The sequence below is a fragment of the Xanthomonas sp. NCPPB 3570 genome, from assembly GCF_056725115.1.
Genome location: NZ_CM161513.1, coordinates 74341 through 96154 on the forward strand (window position 1 = coordinate 74341; position 21814 = coordinate 96154).

22 protein-coding genes are annotated in these 21814 nt (G+C 69.8%); 18 read left to right on the forward strand and 4 right to left on the reverse strand.

The features are described 5' to 3' along the window. Positions 1-117: 117 nt before the first annotated feature. The 5 genes from AC1PLR_RS00350 (at position 118) to AC1PLR_RS00370 (ending at position 5856) form a co-directional block, all read left to right on the forward strand. Positions 118-2379 carry a TonB-dependent receptor gene (locus AC1PLR_RS00350; protein WP_481102283.1) on the forward strand — a complete coding sequence of 754 codons (2262 nt, stop codon included), beginning with the start codon at positions 118-120 and terminating at the stop codon, positions 2377-2379. Beyond that, on the forward strand, positions 2379-2669 hold the full coding sequence (locus tag AC1PLR_RS00355; protein ID WP_481102284.1) for a hypothetical protein: 291 nt from the start codon (positions 2379-2381) through the stop codon (positions 2667-2669). The genes AC1PLR_RS00350 and AC1PLR_RS00355 overlap by 1 nt, the downstream gene beginning before the upstream one ends. After that, positions 2659-2931 (forward strand): hypothetical protein, encoded by a 273-nt coding sequence (locus tag AC1PLR_RS00360; RefSeq protein ID WP_481102285.1) that lies wholly within the window; start codon positions 2659-2661, stop codon positions 2929-2931. Before AC1PLR_RS00355 ends, AC1PLR_RS00360 begins: the two co-directional genes overlap by 11 nt. Then, on the forward strand, positions 2928-4475 hold the full coding sequence (locus AC1PLR_RS00365) for a PepSY-associated TM helix domain-containing protein (protein WP_481102286.1): 1548 nt from the start codon (positions 2928-2930) through the stop codon (positions 4473-4475). Before AC1PLR_RS00360 ends, AC1PLR_RS00365 begins: the two co-directional genes overlap by 4 nt. Positions 4476-4677: 202 nt before the next feature. Continuing rightward, positions 4678-5856, forward strand: a complete 1179-nt coding sequence (locus AC1PLR_RS00370; protein WP_481102287.1) for a GGDEF domain-containing protein — start codon at positions 4678-4680, stop codon at positions 5854-5856. Between the two features lie 183 nt (positions 5857-6039). Here AC1PLR_RS00370 and AC1PLR_RS00375 read toward each other — a convergent pair whose 3' ends face one another. Together AC1PLR_RS00375 and AC1PLR_RS00380 are read right to left on the reverse strand one after the other, a co-directional pair. Continuing rightward, a complete protein-coding gene (locus AC1PLR_RS00375; RefSeq protein ID WP_481102288.1) occupies positions 6040-7680 on the reverse strand; it encodes a carboxylesterase/lipase family protein in 1641 nt (546 codons plus the stop codon). 97 nt (positions 7681-7777) lie between these two features. Next, positions 7778-8788, reverse strand: coding sequence for an alpha/beta hydrolase (locus tag AC1PLR_RS00380; RefSeq protein WP_481102289.1), 1011 nt, complete (start codon positions 8786-8788; stop codon positions 7778-7780). Positions 8789-9185: 397 nt separating this feature from the next. On the opposite strand from AC1PLR_RS00380, the gene AC1PLR_RS00385 reads away from it, so the two are divergent. From AC1PLR_RS00385 to AC1PLR_RS00425, 9 genes are all read left to right on the forward strand, one after another. Continuing rightward, entirely contained in the window at positions 9186-10010 is an 825-nt protein-coding gene (locus tag AC1PLR_RS00385) for a 2-keto-4-pentenoate hydratase (protein ID WP_481102290.1), read from the forward strand. A 36-nt stretch (positions 10011-10046) separates the two neighbouring features. Beyond that, positions 10047-11042, forward strand: a complete 996-nt coding sequence (locus tag AC1PLR_RS00390) for a TRAP transporter substrate-binding protein (RefSeq protein WP_481102291.1) — start codon at positions 10047-10049, stop codon at positions 11040-11042. 10 nt (positions 11043-11052) lie between these two features. After that, a complete protein-coding gene (locus AC1PLR_RS00395; RefSeq protein WP_481099489.1) occupies positions 11053-11571 on the forward strand; it encodes a TRAP transporter small permease in 519 nt (172 codons plus the stop codon). 2 nt (positions 11572-11573) lie between these two features. Next, positions 11574-12857, forward strand: coding sequence for a TRAP transporter large permease (locus tag AC1PLR_RS00400; RefSeq protein WP_209029945.1), 1284 nt, complete (start codon positions 11574-11576; stop codon positions 12855-12857). Positions 12858-13067: 210 nt separating this feature from the next. Further along, positions 13068-14126: a LacI family DNA-binding transcriptional regulator gene (locus AC1PLR_RS00405; RefSeq protein ID WP_010343057.1), complete on the forward strand. Its 1059-nt coding sequence runs from the start codon at positions 13068-13070 to the stop codon at positions 14124-14126. A 121-nt stretch (positions 14127-14247) separates the two neighbouring features. Next, complete coding sequence (locus tag AC1PLR_RS00410) at positions 14248-14640, forward strand: VOC family protein (RefSeq protein WP_481102292.1); 393 nt, start codon at positions 14248-14250, stop codon at positions 14638-14640. A 141-nt stretch (positions 14641-14781) separates the two neighbouring features. Then, entirely contained in the window at positions 14782-15636 is an 855-nt protein-coding gene (gene kduI / locus AC1PLR_RS00415) for a 5-dehydro-4-deoxy-D-glucuronate isomerase (protein ID WP_481102293.1), read from the forward strand. A 59-nt stretch (positions 15637-15695) separates the two neighbouring features. Further along, positions 15696-16451 (forward strand): 2-dehydro-3-deoxy-D-gluconate 5-dehydrogenase KduD, encoded by a 756-nt coding sequence (gene kduD / locus AC1PLR_RS00420; protein ID WP_481102294.1) that lies wholly within the window; start codon positions 15696-15698, stop codon positions 16449-16451. A gap of 122 nt (positions 16452-16573) precedes the next feature. Continuing rightward, positions 16574-17230, forward strand: a complete 657-nt coding sequence (locus AC1PLR_RS00425) for an RpiB/LacA/LacB family sugar-phosphate isomerase (protein ID WP_481102295.1) — start codon at positions 16574-16576, stop codon at positions 17228-17230. Between the two features lie 81 nt (positions 17231-17311). Here AC1PLR_RS00425 and AC1PLR_RS00430 read toward each other — a convergent pair whose 3' ends face one another. After that, positions 17312-17830, reverse strand: a complete 519-nt coding sequence (locus AC1PLR_RS00430) for a hypothetical protein (RefSeq protein ID WP_010343052.1) — start codon at positions 17828-17830, stop codon at positions 17312-17314. Positions 17831-18339: 509 nt separating this feature from the next. Here AC1PLR_RS00430 and AC1PLR_RS00435 point away from each other — a divergent pair. The 3 genes from AC1PLR_RS00435 to AC1PLR_RS00445 are packed head-to-tail and all read left to right on the forward strand — an operon-like array spanning position 18340 to position 20062. After that, positions 18340-19014: a CsgG/HfaB family protein gene (locus AC1PLR_RS00435; protein WP_481102296.1), complete on the forward strand. Its 675-nt coding sequence runs from the start codon at positions 18340-18342 to the stop codon at positions 19012-19014. 20 nt (positions 19015-19034) lie between these two features. Next, complete coding sequence (locus AC1PLR_RS00440) at positions 19035-19406, forward strand: DUF4810 domain-containing protein (protein WP_481102297.1); 372 nt, start codon at positions 19035-19037, stop codon at positions 19404-19406. Then, entirely contained in the window at positions 19403-20062 is a 660-nt protein-coding gene (locus tag AC1PLR_RS00445; protein WP_167522045.1) for a DUF799 domain-containing protein, read from the forward strand. Before AC1PLR_RS00440 ends, AC1PLR_RS00445 begins: the two co-directional genes overlap by 4 nt. A 55-nt stretch (positions 20063-20117) precedes the next feature. On the opposite strand, the gene phhA is transcribed toward AC1PLR_RS00445, so the two are convergent. Further along, positions 20118-21008 carry a phenylalanine 4-monooxygenase gene (gene phhA / locus AC1PLR_RS00450; protein ID WP_481102298.1) on the reverse strand — a complete coding sequence of 297 codons (891 nt, stop codon included), beginning with the start codon at positions 21006-21008 and terminating at the stop codon, positions 20118-20120. 127 nt (positions 21009-21135) lie between these two features. Here phhA and AC1PLR_RS00455 point away from each other — a divergent pair, with 127 nt between their 5' ends. After that, entirely contained in the window at positions 21136-21615 is a 480-nt protein-coding gene (locus AC1PLR_RS00455; protein ID WP_010343045.1) for an Lrp/AsnC family transcriptional regulator, read from the forward strand. The last annotated feature ends 199 nt before the right edge of the window (positions 21616-21814 follow it).

Here is a 21814-nt window from a genome sequence, read left to right on the forward strand (position 1 = left end):
CTAAAGTCCGCGCCCAGCGCTGCCGGGTCCGGCAGCCGGGCACAGCCGCCGCCATGCCTTCATCCGTGCGTTTTTCGGGGGGAGTGGTGCATGCGCGTCGCGCGATCGGTGTTGTCCTTGTCTGTCGTCTCCATCCTGCTGGGCTGGGCGCCCACAACGCGCGCCGCAGGCGGTGAGGCCGCGCCTCCCCCCGATCCCACCACCCTCGACCAGATCGTCGTCACCGGCGAGAAAAGCGGCCGCAGCGTGCAGGACACCACCAGCTCGGTCGCCGTCACCACCGAAGCGCGCATCGAGCAGGAGAACCTGCAGAGCGCCTACGAGGTGTTCAACCGCACCGCCAACATGGCCCAGACCTACGGCGATGCCGGCTTCAGCATCCGCGGCATCCGCAACATCGACGGCGGCAGCGATGCACCGCTGGCCACCATCTACCTCGACGGCGCCGCCCTGCCATGGAAAGCGATCAGCTGGGCGCCGCTGAGCCTGTGGGACCTGCAGCAGGTGGAAGTCCTGCGCGGCCCGCAGTCCACCCTGCAGGGCGAGAACGCCCTGGCCGGCGCGATCGTCCTGCGCACCGCCGAGCCGACCATGGACTGGCAGGGCAAGCTGCGGGTACTCGCCTCCGACCCGTCCGACCGCAGCCTGGCCGGCGCCATCGGCGGCCCGATCGTCGCCGACGAACTGGCGTTCCGCGCCTCGGTGGAGCAGCGCAGCTTCGACGGCTACACCTGGAACCTCACCCGCCAAGCCGCCGACGACGCACAGGTCTCGGCGATCTACCGCGGCAAGCTGCTGTGGACGCCGTCGGCGATCGCCGGGCTGAAGGTGCAACTGGGCTACACCCGCTCGCACCGCACAGGGCCGTACATGTACAGCTACGTGCGCACCGATTTGCCCGACTATTTCGTGCACCGCTATACCACCAACAACACCCCGGACCGCACCCGCAGCGACAGCGACATCGTCACCCTGCAGGCCGACTACGCGCTCTCCGACGCCTGGTCGCTGTCCTCGGTCAGCGCCTGGAACAAGGTCACCTCGTCCAGCATGTGGGACATGGACCATGGCCCGGACAACGCCGGCTACGCGCGGCGCCAACTCGACGACACCACCGCCTCGCAGGAACTGCGCCTGCACTACGCCGGCGCCGCGGTGCAGGGCCTGCTCGGCGCGTACTGGGCGCGGCACGTGGAAGACAACGACGCGCAACTGCTGAACAACGTCGCCACGCCGACCACCACCATCGCCGGGCTGCTGCGCAGCGCCGGCTTCCCCACCGCCACCGCCACCGCGATCGCCACCCGCTACGCGCAGGCCCTGCCGGTGATTCCGGTCGACTACGTCAGCGCCAGCCCGACCCGCTCCAGCAACCGCGCGCTGTTTGCCGACGGCCAATGGCAGGTGGGCAGCGGGTTCTCACTGCTCGGCGGGCTGCGCTACGACCGCCAGCGCTATGCCATGGCCTCCGAAACCACGGCTGCGTTCGCCGGCCGCTATCCCGACCCGGCCGCCTTCGCCGCCAGCGGCACCGCGCTGTATCGGGCCATCGTCGCGATCAACCAGGGCGTGGCCGGCATCGTGCGCTCGGCCAACGGCGAGGTGGCCTGGAACACGCGCGACTTCGACGCGCTGCTGCCCAAGCTCGGCGTGCGCTACGACTGGAACCCGGACCTGTCGGCCAGCCTGGTGGTACAGCGCGGCTACCGCTCCGGCGGCTCCAGCTTCAACTCGGCGCGTAGCCAGGCCTTCCCCTACGACCCGGAATACACCTGGAACTACGAGGCCGCGCTGCGCTCGCAGTGGCTGGACCGGCGCCTGACCCTCAACGCCAACGCCTATTACATCGACTGGAAGGACAAGCAGACCACCGCCTACTTCGGCCTCAACAGCTTCGACTTCAATACCGTCAACGCCGGCCGCGCGCATCTGTACGGGGCCGAGCTGGAGGCCAGCCACCGCCCCAACGAAGCCTTCGACTGGTACGGCTCGCTGGGCTATGCGCGCACCCGCTACGACAGCTTCGCCACCATCGCCGGCGCCTCGGTGATCGACTACGCCGGCCGCGAGTTCGCCTACGCGCCGCATTGGACCGCGGCGCTGGGCGCCAACTGGCGCTTCGCCGAGGGCTGGCTGGCCAACCTCAATGCCAGCTTCCGCGACCGCGTGTACACCGACATCGGTGCCGGCGCGGTGCAACTGGCCTCGCGCACCGTGGTCAACGCCAAGTTCGGCTACGAGAACCTGGACTGGAGCGCGTGGATCTTCGCCAACAACCTGCTCGACCGCGACTACGTGCAGTACCGCTGGGCCACCGAGCCGGTCGCGATCCTGGGCGCGCCGCGCGTGGTCGGCATCGGCTTCGAGGCACGCTGGTGATGCCTGCCGTCGCCACCGCCAGCTATCTGCTGGCCGCCGCGCTGGCGGCGCTGGCCTTCTACCTGGCTACGGCACACCAGCGGCTGCGCCCGGCGTGGCGCCGGCATGCGCGCGCGCTGCGCGTGGCCGGCACCCTGCTGTGCGTGGCGGCGCTGGGCGCGGCGATCGCCGCGCTGGGCCTGTGGGCCGGCGTCTTCGCCGCATTGAGCGCGACGATGCTGGCGGCGATGGCCTTGCCGTACCTGGACGCGTGGCGGCAACTGCATCGAGGGGCTGGCGATGTGGGCTAGGTGGCTGGCGGCGATCGTGCTCGGGCTGCCGCTGGCGGTGGGTGTGATCGGCCTGTGCGTGTTGCTGTGGCCGGGCGATCTGCAGGTGCATACGCTGCCCTGGCTGTTGCTGGTGTTCCCGGCGTGGGTCGGCGCGATGTCGCTGGCTTTCGTGTTTCGCAGCGGCGCGCGCGCGTGGTTGTGGCTGGGCGGTGCGACCGTGCTGTGCTACGTGGCGCTGTTCCTGCTCAAGGCCAGCCATCTCGTGCAGGTGACCCCATGAAGGCCGCGACCCTGCGCCAGTTCCTGTCGGCGCACAGCTGGATGGGCCTGCTCGCCGGCATGGCCTTGTTCATCGCCTTCTATGCCGGGGCGATCAACGTGTTCACCCATGACCTGGAGCAGTGGCCACGGCCGCCTGCCGTGCACGCGCCTGCGCTGCCGCCGGAACAGGCCGCGCAGGCGCTGGCCGACGCGGTGCTGGCGCGGCATCCGGCGCTGGCCGAGTCCTACACCCTGATGCTGCCCGGCGAAGGGCGCACGTTGCCGCAGCTCTATGCGTTCGGGCCGGCCGCGCAGCAGGCCTTCGGCGGCATGGTGCAGTTCCAGCCCGGTGCCGATGGGCAACCGGTGCAACTGCCGCAGCGCAGCGGTTTCGTCGATTTCCTGTACGACCTGCATTTCACCGCCGGGCTGCCGCGCACCTTCGGCACGTATCTGTTCGGCGTGGTCTGCCTGCTGTACGGGTTGGCCCTGGTCAGCGGCGTGGTGCTGTATGCGCCGGTGCTGCTCAAGGACCTGTTCGCGCTGCGCCGCGGTCGCAACGTCAAGCGCCTGTGGCAGGACGCGCACAACGCCATCGGCATGCTGTCGCTGCCGTTCCACGTGATCTTCGCCTGGTCCGGCGCGGTGCTGACCCTGGGCGTGCTGCTGCTGGCGCCGTTCCAGACCCTGGTGTTCGACGGCAAGCTGATGCAGGTGCTGCAGCCGGACTTCGAACTGGCGCCGCACGTGCAGCCCGCGCACGTGCCTGCGCCGATGCTGCCGGTGGCCGAGCTGGTGGCGCGGGCGCGCGCGGCCAATCCCGGCTTCGTGCCGGAGAGCCTGTCCTTCCACGATGCCGGCGACGCCAACGCGCAGGTGGAGCTCTACGGCCACCAGGACCAGCGCCGGCTCAACACCCTCGGCGGCGTGGCGCTGCGCGCGGCCGACGGCCAGGTGCTGCGGGTGCTGTCGCCGCAGACCATGTCGCCGGGCGTGGCGGCGCTGCGCGGCCTGCAGACCCTGCACTTCGGCAACTACGGGCGCTGGCCGCTGCAGTGGCTGTACTTCCTGCTCGGCCTCGGCGGTGCGTTCCTGTTCTACAGCGGCAACCTGTTGTGGGTGGAAGCGCGGCGCAAGCGCCGTCAGCATGCGCAGCCGCTGCGCACCCACGTCATGGCACGGCTCACCACCGGCGTGTGCCTGGGCTGCGTGGCAGGGGTCTCGGCGCTGTTCGTGGCCGCACGCCTGCTGCCGCCGGGGATGGAGCGCGGCGCGTACTACGCGGTGTTCGCGCTCGGCGTGGCCTGGGCGCTGTTGCGGCCGACCGCCCGCGGCGCCTACGAACTGCTGCTGGCCTGCGCGGTGCTGACCGCGCTGGTACCGCTGGCCGGATTGCGCGGCGCCGCCGGTTGGGTGGGGCCGTGGAGCAGCGGCACGCTGCTGGCGATCGATGCCTGCGCGCTGGTGTTGGCCTGGGCCTACTGGCAGATGGCGCGCGCGGCGTACCGTCGTGGGCAGGGCGGCGATCCGCACAGCGTGTGGGCGTTCCCGCCGCCGCGCTGAGGCGCCGCATACCGCGCCATGCGGCGCAGTAGGGCGCCGCTGTCACGCAATCGATCGCTGCGAAAGTGGACAATCGCGCGCCGGTGCTTTTTCATGGTCTCGACGTGGGCACCGCAGCGTCCGCACGAAATGGAGTCGGGTTCCACGACCTGATGTGACCCGCTCCGCACTTCGCGCCGCGCTGCCGTCGACAGGGGACTGCATGCACGAGCGTTACCAGGAGCCACACGACACGCCGCCGGGCGAGGCCTACGCGGCGCAACTGCGCAAGGGATTCGCCGCGCTGCGTTTCGATCCTCCGCTGGAACGGGCGTACCGCCATTACACCGCCACCACGCTGGGCTTCGCGCAGCGCGTGGCGGCCTCGCTGGGCGTGTTGATCGCGCTGCTGCTGCTGGGTTGGGATGCGGTGCATTTCGGCTGGCGCGGCGGCGGCGGCCTGTTGGGCTATGCGATCGCGGTGCGCGCGGCGACCCTGCTGGCGTTGCTGTGGGTGGCGGCGGCGATCCACCGTGCCGACACGCACGGCCCCGGCCGCGCCGCGCTGCTGCTGCTGGTCGGCGGTACCGGGCTGGTGCTGTCGAGTATCGGCTACCCGCCGCAGGAGCTGCGCTACGCGGCGGCGGTGATGACCCTGGTGCTGGTGGCCGGTTTCTTTCCGCTGGGCCTGGCGCTGTGGCAGAGCGCGGCGGTGGCGCTGCTGCTGTGTGCGATCAGCGCCGCGGCCGGCCACCTGCTGCTGGACGGCGCGGCCCGGGATGCCTACATGCGCCTGCAGTGGCTGCTGTGGACGGCCGTACCGGTCGGCGCGGTCGGCGGCTACCTGCGCGAACACTCGCGCCGCGAAGGGTTTCTGCAGCGCCGCGTGCGCGACGACGAGGCCTTGCGCGACGCGCTCACCGGCCTGGGCGACCGTCGCCGTTTCGACGAACACCTCGCGGTGGCGCTGGCCGAGCGCGGGCGCCTGCAGCGCGGTCTGGCGCTGATCCTGGTCGAACTGGACGGCTTGGCCGCACTGGTGCAGCGCGCCGGTGCCGGCGCCGGCGACCGCGCGGTGCTGGAGGTGGCCGAGGCCATGCAATGCCTGCTGCGACCGCTGGACGTGGCCATGCGCATCGGCGTCAACCGCTTCGCGCTGGTGCTGTACGACGCCAGCGGCGCACACCTGCGCCAGGTGGCGCCGGCGCTGCGCGACATGGTCGAGGTGATGGCGATCGCGCAGGACACGGCGGACGCGCAGCCGCTGACCGTCAGCGTGGGTGCGTTGCTGGCCACGCCCGAGGACACGCCGGCCACGCTGATGCAGCGTGCCGAGGCGTTGCTGGACGCCGCGCGCGCCGTCGGCAACCGTGTGGTGCTGGCCGAGGACACCGGTTGGTAGCGCGGTGATCCGGCGCACCAGCCCTCGCGACTGACGCCGCCGCCGCGGCAGCCATTGTGGGAGGGGCTTCAGTCCCGACGCAGCACACCAACCTACCCGGGAAGCGCGCCTCTGCTTTCGACAGGCGCACACCCGTGTTTCGTCACGGCCACGCGCGCCGCGCGCCGCGATTGTGGCACCGCCTCACAACGTCCCGCGCTGCACGAACGGCACTTGCTGGTACAGGCGCCGCTCGCCGCCGCGCGGGTCGTGCGCCAAGCGGCTGTCGGTATCGAACAGCATTGTTTCGCGTTGGGCCAGCGAATACGGCTCCCAGCGCGGCAGCCCGGCGTGGTTGGGATCGCCGTGGCGGGCGAAGGCCAGCAGCGCTGTGCTCATCGCATCGGCCATGCGTTGCGCATCGGCGCCATCGCCGGTGCGCGATCCGGGTTGGCGGATGTTGTCGAACACCAGCGGGATGTCCAGAGTGTGGAAGGCGCCGAACTTGCCGCCGTCCAGCGGCGAGCCCCAGTCCAGTTGATAGACCCAGGTCGGCGCGCCCTGCCGCGCACGCGCCTCGGCTTCCTCCACCGCACCGCGCCAGGAGCGACCGGCGGTGGTGGCAGCGAAGAACACCTCGCTCGGCGTGTAGTGCGGATACAGCCGCCGGTACTCGGCGATCACCACCTGCGGCGACAGGTCCACGTACTGCTCCTGCGCCAGCCTGGCCGGCAGCGTGTCCCAGGTCAGCGCGAAGTTGGCCGGATCGTGGCCGAGGAAGGCGCGGGTCTCGTCGTGGGTGTTGCCGATCACCATCGGGATGCGCGCCGACTGCGGCGGCGCGTCCGGCCAGAACGGATGGCGGTGCAGCACCTGCGCATCCAGCACCGGGCCCAGGTACAGCGCGGTGTCCTCCGCGCGCGATGGATCGCGGATGCGGGTGGCCTCGAGCACGCGCTGCAGCGGCAGCGTGCGCAGCGCGTCCAGTTGCGTTGGCGCCAACTGCAGGGCCTGCAGCAGCAACTGCGCGCGCTGGCCGGCGGCGCGTGGCCCGGCGGCGGTGACCTGCTGCCCGCTCATGGTCCAGGCGCGGTGGAACAGGCCCTGCGCGGTCGGCATCGCCATCAGCGTGGCGATCTTGGCGCCGCCGCCGGACTGGCCGAACACGGTGACGTTGTCGGCATCGCCGCCGAACTCGCCCGCATGCGCGCGCACCCACTGCAACGCCTGCACCAGGTCGAGCTGGCCGACATTGCCCGAGGCGGCATAGGCGTCGCCTCCGAACGGCGCCAGGTACAGATAGCCGAACGCGTTGAGGCGGTGATTGACGCTGACCACCACCACGTCGCCGCGCTGGCACAGGCGCACGCCGTCGTACAACGCGTCGCTGCCGGAGCCGTTGTTGTACGCGCCGCCATGGATGTAGAACAGGATCGGGCGGCGCGCGCCGTCACGCAGGCCGGGCGTCCAGACGTTGAGGAACAGACAGTCTTCGCTGACCGGCTCGGACCCGCGCTGTGGCGCCGATGCGCCGTAGGCGCTGCAGTCGCGCACGCCGTGCCAGGGCCGTTCCTGCAGCGCCGGCTGGAAACGTCGCGGCGCGGTATCGGCGCCGTAAGGAATGCCCTTGAACACGCACACGCCCTGATCGCGCACGCCGCGGATGCGGCCGCTGCGGGTGCGCGCCAGCGGTGCCGCTGGCGTCGGCGCCGATGCGCTCGCGAGGCCGGGCAGCACGCCACCGACGGCCAGCGCGCCGAGCGCGCCGTTGCGCAGGAAGCGGCGCCGGCCCTGGTCGTCGAGCGCGGTGGGATGCGGGGCGGGCAGGCGAGGGCGGGCGGTCATGCGTGGACGGACTCCTGATGAGGCGATCGGGGACGCGCGTGCGGCGTGGCGGCGCGATCGCCTGGCGGGGCAGCCAACGGCGCGCAGGCCATGTGGTTCACTTTCCCCCCGCCGGCGGCGGGATCGGTGCGCGGGCGCGCGGATCGTCCTGCACGTTGCGCATCCAGCTCAGCGCCAGTTGCGGCCATGCCGCCAGCGGCAGGCCGGCGATGCCGCGGACACCGAAGCCATGGCCGCCGTGCGCGAACAGGTGCAGCTCGGCCGGTATCCCCGCCTGGCGCAGCGCCTGGTAGAACAGCAGGCTGTTCTCCACCGACACCACCGGGTCGTCCTGCGCCTGCACCAGAAAGGTGGGCGGCATGCCGGCATGCACGCGGTTCTGCAGCGAGTAGGCGGCCATGGTCGCCGCGTCCGGGTGGCGGCCGAGCAGCCGCAGCCGCGAACCGGTATGCGCCGCGGTGCCGCTGCCCATGTCGATGACCGGGTACAGCAGCAACAGGAAGTCCGGCCGCGCGCTGACCCGGTCGATCGCATCGCGCGCCGGATACACCACGTCGTCGTAGCGGGTGCCGAGGCTGGCGGCGACGTGGCCGCCGGCGGAGAACCCGATCGCGCCGATGCGCTGCGGGTCCACCCCGTAGTCGGCGGCATGCGCGCGGATCAGGCGCAGCGCGCGCTGCGCGTCGGCCAGCGGCTGATCGCGCGCCGCGGCGCCGTCGACCGCCGCATCAGGCAACCGATAGCGCAGCACGAACAGGGTGATGCCGGCCTGTTCGGCGAAGATCGGCACCAACGCTGTCCCCTCCTTGTCCAGCACCACGCGCGCGTAGCCGCCGCCGGGCGCCACCAGCAGCGCACTGCCGTTCGGGTGCTTCGGTCGGTACACCACCATGTAGGGCTGGTAACGGCCGCTGAGCGCGCGGTCAGGCAGGGCCGGGTCGTCGCTGCGCTCGACCAGGTGCGCTTGCTCGGGTCCGGCCGTCGACCCCGGCGCCGGACCGGACCACAGCGGCAACCGCGCCGCTATCTCGGCGGCGCTCTCGCTGGCCGGCCGCTCGGCCGCCATGGCTGCGCCGGGGGCAAGCGCGCAGAACAGCACGCCAGCCATGGACAACACTGCGGTCCAGACGCGCCGCGCCGCGGGACGAGGGGCACCCGCGGCTGAGGACTGTGCGCTGGTCGCGCGTGGCAGATCCGCGCCGTGTGCGTGTTCGTGGAATGACTGCAGTTTCATTGGTTCCTCGCCGGTCGTGGCATGGGCATGGCGCTCAGTCTGCGGCACCGTGCGGCACCACCAACGCGCCGTCACACCGCCGTTGCCGATGTGTTTGCTTTTGCCATTGCCGTTGACCAATCCCGAATCCCCAATCCCGAATCCCGGCCGCCCAAAGGCGGCCCTTTGCCGCACCGCACATTGCCAATGACACCGGTTTACCATATACAACGGCGCAACGCGCTGTCGATGCGCGGCGCAGCAATTCCGATCCCCCACATTCCTTGCGGAGATGCCCTTGAGCCTTCCTTCCGGCCCGTCGCAGACGCCACCGCCCGCGTTGGCCGACATCGCGGCCCGCTTCGTCCAGGCCCGTCGCCAGGGCCGCGCACTGCCCGATTTCCCAGGCGTCATCCCCGACGATCTGGAGACCGCCTACCGCGTGCAGGACCTGGCGATCGCGCAATGGCCGGACCGCGTGGTCGGCTGGAAGGTCGGCTACATCGCCGCCGAGCGCCGCGACCACTCCGGGGACGAGCGCCTGCTCGGCCCGATCTTCGCCACTGCGCTGTGGAATGCCACCGGTGGAACAGCCGACATCCCGGTGTTCGATGGCGGCTTCGGCGCGGTCGAGGCCGAGTACGTGCTGCGCCTGGACGCCGACGTGCCGGCCGACCAGTTGCACTGGACCGCGGAGCAGGCCGCGCAGGTGCCGGCGACGCTGTTCGTCGGGGTCGAGGTGGCGAGCAGCCCGCTGGCCACGATCAACCAGCTGGGGCCGCGCGTGGTGATTTCCGATTTCGGCAACAACAACGGCCTGCTGCTGGGGCCGCAGGTGCCCGACTGGACCACGCTGGACGAGACCGCGCTGCGCGCCGAGACCTGGATCGAGGGCCAGTGCGTGGGCACCGGCGGCGCCACGCTGCTGCCAGGCGGGCTGCGCGCGGCGTTCGCGTTCGCGCTGGCGCGCTCGGCCAGGCGCGGGCGGCCGCTGCGCCGCGGCGAGCTGATCGCCACCGGCAACGCCACCGGCATCCACGACATCGCCATCGGCCAGCAGGCGACGATCCGCTTCGATGGCTACGGCGAACTGCATTGCAGGGCGGTCGCAGCCTAGGCTGCGCGCTGACCACGACGCGCGGGAGGGCGCAGCATGATCACTCGTAGACGATTCCTCGGTGCCGGCATCACCGCTGCGGCGGCGGCCAGCGTGCCGCTGGGTGCGCTGGCGCAGCGCGGCGACACCCGCCTGCTCACCGCCACCGACGTGCACGTGGCCGACTACCCCACCGTGGAGGCGGTGCGCTGGTTCGGGCAGACCCTGGAACAGCAGACCGGCGGCCGCCTGCGCCTGCGCCAGTACCACTCCGGCCAGCTCGGCCGCGAGGCGGAGGCGATCGACATGGCGCGCTTCGGCGCCATCGACATCACCCGCGTCTACTCCGGCGCGCTGAACAACACCTTCCCGCTGACCCAGGCGCTGTGCCTGCCGTACGTGTTCGACTCGGTGGCGCACCTGCGCCGCGCGATCGACGGTCACGTCGGCGACAGCATCCTGCGCAGCTTCGAACAGCGCGACTTGGTCGGGCTGGCGATCTACGACTCCGGCGCGCGCTGCTTCTACAACACCAAGCATCCGCTGCGGCAGCCCAAGGATCTGCACGGGCTCAAGCTGCGCGTGGCGAACTCGGACATCTTCCTCAAGCTGATGCGCATGCTCGGCGCCAACCCCACGCCGATGTCGCTGGGCGAAACCTTCTCGGCGATGGAAACGCACATGATCGACGGCGCCGAGAACAACATGCGTAGCTTCCAGTCCAGCCGCCACTTCGAGGCCGCGCACTACTGGTCGCAGAGCGATCACTCCTACGCGCCGGACGTGCTGGTGATGTCGCGGCGCAGTTTCGAGGCGCTGGCGCCGGACGAGCGCGCGCTGGTGTTGGAGACCGCGCGGCAGTCGGTGACGGTGATGCGCCGGCTGTGGGACGCCTCCGAGGCGCAGGCGCGGCAGCAGGTGATCGACTACGGCGTGGCCATCAATGAGGTCGACATGCCGGCCTTCCGCAAGGCCGCCGCGCCGCTGCTGGCCGAGTACCGGCAGCAGCCGGAGATCGAAGCCCTCTACCGCCGCATCCGCGATTTCGCCTGAGCCCATGCCGATGACCGACCACGACCCCGCCCTCCCGGTGCCGCCGCTGCAGCGGCTGCTGGACCGGATCGCCAACCTCGCCATCGGCATCGCCGCCGCCGCCCTGCTCGGGCTGGTGGTGGTGCAGGGCTGGCAGGTGTTCACCCGCTACGTGCTCAACGACTCGCCGAGCTGGACCGAGCCGGTGACGCTGCTGCTGCTGAGCACGGCGATGAGCCTGGGTGCCGCCGCCGGCGTGCACACCCGCCGCCATTTCGGCTTCTTCCTGCTGGCCGAGACGTTGCACGCCAACCTGCGCCGTTTCATCGACCTGCTGCGCCCGCTGCTGGTGGCGGCGATCGGCGCGGTGATCGCGTGGTGGGGCGCGGTGCTGCTGCTGGACGGGCTGGACATCAAGATGGCCGGCGCGCAGATGCCGCAGAGCATCAACTACCTGCCGCTGTCGCTCGGCGGCGCGCTGATGAGCGTGTTCGCGCTGTACCAGGCCTGGCGGGTGCTGCGCCCGGGCACCACCGTGGGGAGGAACTGAGCATGGCCATCGCCATCCTGTTGGGATTGTTCGTGGTGCTGCTGCTGATCGGCGTGCCGGTGGCGTATGCGCTGGGCGCGGCGGCGCTGGCCACGCTGCTGTATCTGGACCTGCCGGCGGTGGTGCTGGTGCAGCAGATCTCCGCCGGCAGCGGCTCGGCGTCGCTGATCGCGATCCCGTTGTTCATCTTCGCCGGCGAACTGATGCTGCGCGGCGGCATCTCCGACCGCCTGATCGCGCTGGCGTCCTCGCTGGTGGGGCGCATGCGCGGCGGCCTGGGCCAGGTCAGCGTGCTGTCCTCGCTGTTCTTCGGCGGCGTGTCCGGCTCGGCCATCGCCGACGTCTCGGCGGTCGGCGGCACCATGATTCCGCAGATGATCAACCGCGGCTACGACCGCGACTACGCGGTCAACGTCAGCATGACCGCGGCGCTGGTGGCGCTGCTGGTGCCGCCCTCGCACAACCTGATCCTGTTCTCGGCCGCGGCCGGCGGCGGCCTGTCGATCGCCGACCTGTTCGCCGCCGGCATCGTCCCAGCGCTGCTGATGACCGCGGCGATGATGCTCACCGGCTACGCGGTGGCGCGCTCGCGCGGCTACGGCACCGAGGCGTTCCCCGGCTGGCGCGCGGTGGCGCTGCGCCTGGTCGGCGCGCTGCCGGGTCTGGGCCTGGTCGCGCTGATCTTCGTCGGCATCCGCGCCGGCATCTTCACCGCGGTGGAGAGCGCGGCGATCGCGGTGGTGTACGCGTTGCTGGTCACCGCGCTGCTGTACCGGCAGCTGCGCTGGGCCGAGTTCTTCGGCGCGGTGACGCATGCCGCGCGCACCACCGGGGTGATCCTGTTCGTGATCGCCACCGCGGCGGTGTTCGGCTGGCTGCTGGCCTACCTGCAGGTGCCGGCGGCGGCGGTGCACTTCCTGCAGTCCATCGCCCACAGCCAGCACACGGTACTGCTGATGATCGTGGTGATGCTGCTGCTGCTGGGCATGTTCATGGACCTGGCGCCGAAGATCCTGATCTGCACGCCGATCTTCCTGCCGGTGGCCAAGGCCTACGGCATCGACCCGATCCACTTCGGCCTGGTGATGGTGCTGGCCGGCGGCATCGGCCTGATCACCCCGCCGGTTGGCTCGGTGCTGTTCATCGGCACCTCGATCGGGCAGATCACCGTGGCCCAGAGCATGCGCACCATCTGGCCGTTCTGGCTGGCGGCGCTGTGCGTGCTGCTGATCGTGGCGTTCTTCCCGGAGCTGTCGCTGTGGCTGCCGCGCGCGCTGCGCGCCTGAGCCGGGCAGCCGGCGCCGGGTCGCGTCATGGCGCGCCACCGGCGTGAAACGCACGCCGCTGCGGCCGCGGCAGGCGCCTGGCGTCGACACCGGCGCCAGGCCAAGTCGGCTCGGCGCCGACGCGCTGCGTTTACCCCGGTTCCGGGACCGTACGCTGGAGCGAGCATGACACCCAGTAGAATCCCCTCTCTTTCGTCCGGTTTTCCGTCCATGGCGCCGAACAAGCCCCGCCCCGCCGATGCTCCCGCTTCCGCCCACGGCAAGGCCGCGACGATCAACGACATCGCGCGCCTGTCCGGGGTGTCGAAGAAGACCGTGTCGCGGATCATCAACAACTCGCCGCTGGTGCGCAAAGACACCCGCGAGAAGGTCGAGGCGCTGATGCGCGAGGTCGGCTACGCGCCGGACCCGCTGGCGCGCGGGCTGGCGTTCCGCCGCTCGTTCCTGATCGGCATGGTCTACGACAACCCCACCGCGCAGTACATCGTGGACATGCAGTACGGCGCGCTGGACGCGCTGCGCGGCTCCAGCTTCGAGCTGGTGGTGCATCCCTGCGACAGCCGCAGTCCCGGCTACATCGAGGGCGTGCGCCGCTTCGTGCAGCAGCAGAAGCTGCACGGGGTGATCCTGGTGCCGCGCGCCTCCGAGGACCAGGCGCTGGCCGACATGCTCGCCGGCATCGGCGTGCGCTACACCCGCATCGCCTCGCTGCCGCTGGACGACACCTCGCAGATGGTGGTCACCCACGACCGCGACGGCGCCGCCGAGGCCGCCGACTACCTGCTGTCGCTGGGCCACCGCGACATCGCCCTGATCACCGGCCCCAGCGCCTACCGCTCCGCCCACGAGCGCACTGCCGGCTTCATCGACGCGCTGACCCGGCGCGGCATCGAGCTGCCGCCGGCGCGCATCGTCGAGGCCGGCTACACCTTCGAATCGGGCGTGGCCGCGGCGGAAAAGCTGCTGCTGGGCAAGCAGCGGCCCAGCGCGATCTTCACCGGCAACGACGAGATGGCCGCCGGCGTGTACAAGGTGGCCCTGCGCGCCAACATCAACATCCCGCGCCAGCTGTCGATCATCGGCTACGACGACAGCCCGCTGGCCTCCCGGCTGTGGCCGTCGCTGACCTCGGTGCGCCGGCACACCCGCGACACCGGCCGCACCGCCGCGGCGATGCTGATCCAGCCCGAGGGCACGCCGTCGCTGGCGGTGGCCAGCGTGCGCCCGCACCTGATCGTGCGGGACTCCTGCCAGCCGCCGGAAGACTGAGCCCGCCGCGGCCGGTGTAGACTCCGGCGACCGTGCGGACACCGCTCCGCCCATCGAAGGCCCGCTCCGTCCCGGCACCGTCCGCGCGGACCCACGCGGCCTTCCTGCGAGGAGCTTCGCCATGTCGTCCCCCGTCCCTGCCGCCGCCGCGGTCCGTTTCGGCCGCCTGGCGCCGACCGTGCCCGTCGCCGAGATCGCCCGCGCCGTCGCCTTCTACACCGAGCGCCTGGGTTTCCGCAGCGTGTTCCAGAACGGCAATCCCGTCGGTTTCGTGATCCTGAAGAAGGACGACGCCGAACTGCACCTGACCCTGCGTTCCGACCACCGCGGCAGCACCAGCAACGTCGCCCACCTGATCGTCGACGACGCCGCGGCCCTGTACGACAGCCTGCAGGCGCAGGGCGTGCGCATCATCAAGGCGATTCGCGACGCCGACTTCGGCCTGCGCTGCTTCGTCTTCGCCGACCCCGACGGCAACCGCATCGACGTAGGCGAGCCGCTGCCGCCCGACTAGCACGCCGTCAGCGAGCGGCGCAGCGCTCTTATCCCCAATCCCGGCCCTTCGTGCACTGCGGAATGACACCGGTTTACCAGACCCGCTAGACTGTCCTCCGTGGCGGGCTGCCGCATGCCGTCGCCTGCACTGGAGAGGCCCATGTCCCTGTACTGCAAGACCCACTACGCCACCCATCCCGACGCGATCAAGGGCGCCAGCAACGACCAGTTGCGCGACCTGTACCTGCTCGACGGCCTGTTCGTGGACGACGCGGTGACCCTGAAGTACACCCACTACGAGCGCTTCGTGCTCGGTGGCGCGGTCCCGCGCACGCGGGCGCTGACGCTGCCTGCGCAGGCCGAGCCGGCCTCGGCCGCCGGCCACCCGTTCCTGGAGCGGCGCGAGCTGGGCGTGATCAACGTCGGCGCCGGCAGCGGCACTGTCACCGTCGACGGCACCGCGTATCCGCTGGGCCCGAAGGACGGCCTGTACGTGGCGATGGGCAGCGCCGAGGTAGTGTTCGCCTCCGACGACGCGGCCAACCCGGCGCAGTTCTACCTGGCCTCCACGCCGGCGCATGCGCGCTTCGCCACCAAGCGCCTGTCGATCGCCGAGGCGGTGGCGCTGGACCGCGGCGCGCTGGAGACCAGCAACGAACGCACCATCTACCAGTACATCGTGCCGGCCACCTGCCAGTCCTCGCAGCTGCTGCTGGGCCTGACCGTGCTCAAGCCGGGCAGCGTCTGGAACACCATGCCGCCGCACCTGCACGACCGCCGCAGCGAGGTCTATTTCTACTTCGACCTCGGCGCCAACGACCGCGTCTACCACTTCATGGGCGAGCCGGACGCGCAGCGCCACATCGTGGTGCAGAACAACGAGGCCGTGGTGTCGCCGCCGTGGTCGATCCACATGGGTGCCGGCACCGCCAACTACGCCTTCATCTGGGCGATGGGCGGCGAGAACCTCGACTACACCGACATGCACGTGCTGGACATCTGCCAGCTCAAGTAGGCCGCCGTCCCGCGCCGTTCCCATTCCCGTCGTCCGCAGTCCCTCAAGGAGTCCACGCAATGACCCACCCGTTCAGTCTCGAAGGCAAGGTCGCCCTGGTCACCGGCGCCAACACCGGCCTCGGCCAAGGTATCGCCCTGGCCCTGGCGCAGGCCGGCGCCGACATCGCCGCCGCCGGCATCGCCGCACCCACCGAGACCGAGGCCAAGGTCACCGCGCTGGGCCGCCGCTTCGTCGCCATCGAGGCCAACCTGATCAGCATCGAGCCGGTGCAGCGCATCCTCGACGAGACCCTGGCCGGGCTCGGCCGCCTCGACATCCTGGTCAACAATGCCGGGCTGATCCGCCGTGCCGACGCAGTGGACTTCAGCGAGCAGGACTGGGACGACGTCATGAACGTCAACATCAAGTCCGCGTTCTTCATGTGCCAGGCCGCCGGCCGCCACTTCATCGCCCAGGGCAGCGGCAAGATCATCAACATCGCCTCGATGCTGTCGTTCCAGGGCGGCATCCGCGTGCCCTCGTACACCGCCAGCAAGTCCGGCATCGCCGGCATCACCCGCCTGCTGGCCAACGAGTGGGGCGCCAAGGGCGTCAACATCAACGCCATCGCCCCGGGCTACATGGCCACCGACAATACCGCGCAGCTGCGCGCCGATGCCGCGCGCAACCAGGCGATCCTGGACCGCATCCCGGCCGGCCGCTGGGGCGTGCCGGAAGACCTGGGCGGTACCGCGGTGTTCCTGGCCAGCAGCGCCTCGGACTACGTCAACGGCACCGTGATCCCGGTCGACGGCGGCTGGCTCGCCCGCTAACTGCCGACCCTTCTCCCCTCGGGAGAAGGTGCCCGTCAGGGCGGATGAGGGTACGCCCTCCGCCGACCCATCCCAACCAAACCACCCTGCCCACCACCAATCCCCCACCCCAAAGGACCCCCATGAAAATCGCCCTAATGAACGAGTTCAGCCAGGCCGCCAAGAACCCGGTGATCCTGCAGCAGCTCAACGACGTCGCCGCCGCCCAGGGCCACAGCGTGTTCAACGTCGGCATGGACGGCGACGCCGACCACCGCCTGACCTACATCCACCTGGGCATCTGCGCCGGCCTGCTGCTCAACGCCGGCGCGGTTGACTTCGTGGTCGCCGGCTGCGGCACCGGCCAAGGCGCGATGATGTCGCTCAACGCGCACCCGGGCGTGTTCTGCGGCTACTGCATCGAGCCGACCGACGCCTACCTGTTCGCCCAGGTCAACAACGGCAACGCGCTGGCGCTGGCCTTCGCCAAGGGCTACGGCTGGGGCGCGGAGATCAACGTGCGCTACATCTTCGAGAAGGCCTTCAGCGGCGAGCGCGGCATGGGCTACCCGGCCGAGCGCCGCGAATCGCAGCAGGCCAATGCCGGCATCCTGACCCAGGTCAAGCAGGCCCTGGCCAAGTCCTACCTGGACGGCCTGCGCGCGCTGGACCCGGAACTGGTCAAGCAGGCCGTGGGCGGCGCGCGTTTCCAGCAGTGCTTCTTCGACAACGCCAAGGACGCCGACCTGCGCGCCTTCGTCGCCGGCGTGCTGGGCAAGGCCGAGGCCGCGGCGGCGTAAGGTCGTTTAGATGCCCGGGCGGGCGCGCCCGGGCGCTGTTCGCAAAATGCCCCGCATCTGCGGGGCGTTCTGCATACGGTCTTACTGCACCAACAGCAGGCCTTCGGCCAGCGGATAGTTACGCTCTGGGCAGGCGATATGCATGCTGTCCACCACGTAGAACGTCTGGCCCAGCTTCTGCTCGGTGTGCACGACATAGGTCAGGGTGCCGCGAGGCGCATACAGCTTGGCGAGGATGCCGTGGCCGACCAGCAAGCGCTTCAGGTCCTTGGCGAAGTTGTTGGCGATGGAGTTGGTCTGGCTCTGTGCGCCGACCTGGCACGCCATCAGCACGATCTCCTCGAACGAGTCCTTGCCCAGCCCCTTGTTCAAAAGTTGCTGCAGGAACGCCTCCGGCGTCAGCCCGGCAAAGACGTTGACGTTGCCGTGCGAATTGATCACCAGGCGCTTGCCGCGCGTCTTGTTGCTGGGCGACAGCGACGTCGCATCGAGCAGGGTCAAGGCATGCGACTGGGTTTCGCCGAAGTGGGATTGCAGGGCCTTCAGCTTGGCGCCGCGCTGATCCGCTTGATCGCCGTCCAGGCCGACATAAATGAGCATGAGGATTCTCCCGACGCAAAGGGCCGCCAACACGTGTTGGACGGGAGCGTCCGGGAATCCGGGGTGTCCGCGTCGTGGCGCACCGATGTCGCTCGCTGCACAGCCTGGGGCTCGGAGGCGCGGTGCGGGATCGGGCCGAATCCGATTTGCCGGTGCGCGCAAGCCCATGCGCGCCCGCCGCTTCGCATCTAAGCTTCGGGTCGGCATGCAAGAAGCACCCGCGATGCGCCGGTGCGGGTTGATGCGTTCGTGCCATTGCGCCCTAAAGTTCCTGGTGACGCCGCCGATATCGGACAACTGGCTAGGTCTCGCTGTGTCGGCGGGACGACATGGATCTTTCTTTCCCTGCACTGCGCAGGATGGTCATGGACCGACATCGCATGTCTGCTGTTCTGTTTGCCAACGTTCGCCAAGGGCGTGCATGGGGGCCATGCGCGATGTCCGCGCATGCCTGAGGCTGGGCGCCGGCAAACCTTTTTTTTCGTCGCTGCACCAACAAGGGGTAATGAATGAAGAATGTTGTGATCAAGGGAGCCACCGGGCTGGCAATCGCACTGGCCTTGGCCGGTTGTGCCACCGAAACCCATCAGAGCGTCAGGCCGCAGACCGTGGCAGCGGCGAGCGTTCCCTATGCCGGCGCGCGGGCGCCGATCGCGGTGGGCAAGTTCGACAATCGCTCGTCCTTCATGCGCGGTCTGTTTTCCGATGGTGCGGATCGCCTGGGCAGCCAGGCCAAGACCATCCTGATCACCCATCTGCAGCAGACCAATCGTTTCCGCGTGCTGGATCGCGACAACATGGGCGAGATCAAGCAGGAAGCGCAGATCAAGGGCCAGGCGCAGCAACTCAAGGGCGCCGACTACGTCGTCACCGGCGACGTGACCGAGTTCGGCCGCAAGGAGACCGGCGATACGCAGCTGTTCGGCATTCTCGGCCGTGGCAAGCAGCAGCAGGCCTATGCCAAGGTCAGCCTGAACGTGGTCGATAGCGCGACGTCCGAAGTGGTGTATTCGGTGCAGGGCGGCGGCGAGTACACCTTGTCCAACCGCGAGGTCGTCGGCTTCGGCGGGACCTCCAGCTACGACTCCACGCTCAACGGCAAAGTCCTGGATCTGGCGATCCGCGAGGCTGTCAACAATCTCACCGCCGCGATCGACTCCGGCGCCTGGAAGCCGGTCAAGTGACCCGCAACGGACCCTCGCACATGAATACCTTCAATGTCCGCACGCGGTTCTGGCTCGGCGCCTGCGCCATGCTCGCGCTGGTCGGCTGCGCCCACCAGAGCGCCTCGCTCTACCAGTGGGGCAGCTACCAGGATCAGGTCTACAGCCACTTCAAGGGCGGTAGCCCGGAACAGCAGATCCAGGCGCTGGAAAAGGACCTGCAGGTGATGCAGGCCGCCAACCGCAGGCCGCCGCCGGGACTGCAGGCGCATCTGGGCATGCTGTACGCCGAAACCGGCAACGATGCCAAAGCGCAGCAGGAGCTCCTCGCCGAGAAGACGCAATACCCCGAGTCCGGCACCTACATCGATCTGTTGTTGAAGAACGCCAGCAATGCGAGGAGCGCGCAATGAAGAACGTCGCAAGAATGGCCTGTGTGGCCGTGCTCGGTCTGCTGCTTAGCGCCTGCGCGACGCAGCCGATGTCGCGCGATTACAGCGCGTACAAGGCCAGCAAGCCGCGGTCGATCCTGGTCCTGCCGCCGGTCAGCCATGCCCCGGACGTCAACGCCAGCCTGAGCGTGCTGTCGGTCACCACGCTGCCGCTGGCCGAAGCGGGCTACTACGTGATGCCGGTGGCGCCGGTCTACGAGACCTTCAAGCAGAACGGCATCACCGTGGCGGATGAAGCACAGGCGGTGTCTCCGGAGAAGTTGCGGGAAATCTTCGGGGCCGACGCCGCGCTGTACATCACCGTGGAAAAGTACGGTGCCGTCTACCAGATCATCAACAGCGTGGTCGTGGTCTCGGCCAACGCCAAGCTGGTGGATCTGCGCACCGGGACGGTGCTGTGGCAGGGCCAGGCACAGGCGTCGAGCGGCGAAAATCAGAACAACGCCGGGGGCGGCCTGGTCGGAATGCTGGTGACGGCTGCGATCAATCAGGTCGTCAACCAAGTCACCGACCAAGGGCATCAGATGGGGAACGTGGCCAGCCAGCGTCTGCTGTCCGCCGGCCACCCTGGCGGCTTGTTGTACGGCCCCTACAACCCGAAGTACGGCACCGACTGAGCCGGCGCCATGCCCCGTCTCCGTCAGGTTTGGCGGGGACGGGCAGTGCCGCGATTCAAACGTCGCCGCCGTCCGCCCAGCCTTCGCCGCTGCCGGCATGGAACACGCGGTCCTGTGCTTGCACCTGGCCGGCCGGCAGATGCGCCTGGTCGGCCAGCGCCGCGTAGATCGGGGTGAAGTCCGGCGCGGTCGCCTGCATCAGCTGTTCGAAGCTGCCGATGACGAAGTAGGTCTTCTGGTAGGTGTCGATGCGGTAGCGGGTGCGCATGATCCGCTGCAGGTCGAAGCCGATGCGGTTGGGCGCGTCCGACTCCAGCGAGTACAGCGATTCGCCCTTGGACGAGACGATGCCGGCGCCGTAGATGCGCAGGCCGTCCGGGGTGTCGATCAGGCCGAACTCCGCCGTGTACCAGTACAGCCGGGTCAGGTTCTGCAGCGCGTCCGGGCCGATCGCGTGCGCCTTCACTCCGCCGCGGCCATAGGCCTGCATGTAGTCGGCGAACAGCGGATTCATCAGCAGCGGCACGTGGCCGAACAGGTCGTGGAACAGGTCCGGCTCGGCGATGTAGTCGATCTGCTCGGGACGGCGGATCCACCAGGTCACCGGGAAGCGGCGGTTGGCCAGGTGGTCGAAGAAGTCCAGTTCCGGCAGCAGCCCTTCGACGCCGACCAGCGTCCAGCCGGTGGTCGCCTGCAGCACCGCGTTGAGGTCGTCGAAGCGCGGGATCGCCTGCGGCGTCATGCCCATCGCGTCCTGCGCCTGCAGGAACTCGTCGCATGCGCGGCCGACCAGCAACTCGCGCTGGCGCGCGTACAGCGTGCCCCAGGTGGAATGGTCGTCGGCGCTGTAGCGCTCCCAGGGCTGGGCCACCACCGACGTGGTGTAGACCGGCACGTAGCCCTTGTCGGTCTGCTGGTGTTCGACGCGGCGCGGTGCGGTGTCCATGGTCGACGCTCCGGAAAGGAATAGCCAAGATGGTAGGCGTGCAGCCGCGCAATGGGCTTGCGAAGTTGCGCGGTTCCGCGCGCTGTGCGCAAGATTGTTGCGTAGAAGCCATGCTGCAGAGCAATAAATGACCGGATCGCCGACCTTCGACCGCACTGACCTGCGCCTGCTCGCCCTGCTGCAGCGCGAGGGCCGCGCCAGCAACGCCGAGCTGGCCGCGCAGGTGAACCTGTCGCCGTCGGCCTGCCTGCGCCGGGTGCAGCGGCTTGAGGCCGAGGGCGTGGTCGCCGGCTACGCCGCGCGGTTGGTGCCGGCGGCGATCGGCCTGGGCCTGCAGGCCTTCGTCCGCGTGCAGTTGGAAAAGCACGGGCAGAGCGGCATCGCCCATTTCGCCGACAGCGTGCAGGGCTGGGACGAGGTGGTCGCCTGCCATGCACTGACCGGCGACATGGATTACCTGCTGCACGTCTACGTCCGCGATCTGGCGCACTTCTCCGCGTTCCTGCTGGACAAGTTGCTCAATGCCGCCGGCGTCGCCGACGTCAATTCCAGCTTCGTGCTGCGCACGGTCAAGGACTTCGCCGGCCTGCCGTTGCCGCGCGGCTAGCGGGACTGCCACGGATGTGTCGCCGCGTGTCGGCGCATGGCCGCCCTTGTTAAGTTGTTGCTAACGATTTACATTTGCGTTCTGCGACAGCCATCCACGGCCACAGCCCCTCCGCCAGCCCTGCCGGGCCAGCCACGCCGGTTCCCCGCCGTGGAGTGCGGCTGCGCCTGTCCTTTTCCCGCCACCCGCGGCGCGACCG